The organism is Bacillus sp. JJ1474 (genome assembly GCF_036965225.1).
Classification (GTDB): Bacteria; Bacillota; Bacilli; order Bacillales; family Cytobacillaceae; genus Cytobacillus.
On sequence record NZ_JBALPC010000269.1, the window covers coordinates 1,948 to 2,970 of the forward strand.

Annotated in this window: 1 protein-coding gene; it reads right to left on the minus strand. The window is 36.2% G+C overall.

Annotation, left to right across the window (positions count from 1 at the left end):
• A partial coding sequence (locus tag V7164_RS24175) for an MFS transporter (RefSeq protein ID WP_335355482.1) occupies window positions 1–1,023 on the minus strand: 1,023 nt, incomplete at both ends.

Sequence of the window (1,023 nt, forward strand, 5' to 3'; positions counted from 1 at the left end):
TTGCATCTTTAACTTGTAAACAATCAGAATAACAACATGTAAGGTAACCAATACAAAGAAAATATTACTGTATATAGCACCCATTGATGACTGTAGAAATGGATTCCACGAACTACTTGCTTCAATATCAATAGCTCTCCCGTATATCCCGATTGCAATAGAGCCTGAAATGAAATTTTGCATCATTAGCAGGCCCATTCCAACACCTGCATGCTCCTTTGGCAATGTTATTGAGATCGATTTAGACATGACAATCATCATAAACGATTGGCCGACATTGCCCAAGATTAGAAATAGCGCAATGAACCATGCACTCGAACCGATTAAAGTTGAAAGCAGGAAAAAACATACTATTAATAAACTTGATGCAAGAAAGAATAAATAGGATGTTCCCTTCGAATCCGTAAGCTTTCCACCTTGTCTATTCAATATGGCCGATGCAGCAGCAGCGGGTACCATCGCAAATCCAATCAAGCTAGCAGGGAGTTTTTGTACATCTGCTAGAAATAAAGGAGTTAGAAAAAACAGTGAATAACCAATAATTAAAGCTTCTAACTCTTTCTTAATTGCATAAAATCCCTTCCAATGTAATGAGGTGTGGGAGGTTGTTCCGTGACGTAAACCAACTGAAATCAATCTTTTTTCAAGAGTAGTAAAGCCGTCTGCATCAGCGATAGCGTCACAAAGGGTAATAACTTTATTATATAAATCATAATCACTGTGCTCATTCAATATTTCAACTAACAGACTTTCCATATGATCAGGAACAAGACTCCAATCTGCAGCAATCTCTAGATGTTCATTCTTACAAGGAAATGAATGCGTGACACAAATAATTGCATTTCCCTTATATCCCAAATCATTCATATAAATATAACCATCATAAGAGTGAATTACAGATTTTGTAAAACCTTTATATCTACCTATATCGTGCAGAAGAGCATTGTACCCTTTATTAATTAGCTGGGAGATAATACTTTCAGTAGCTCTTGCAACATTAATTGAATGATCAAACCATGGACC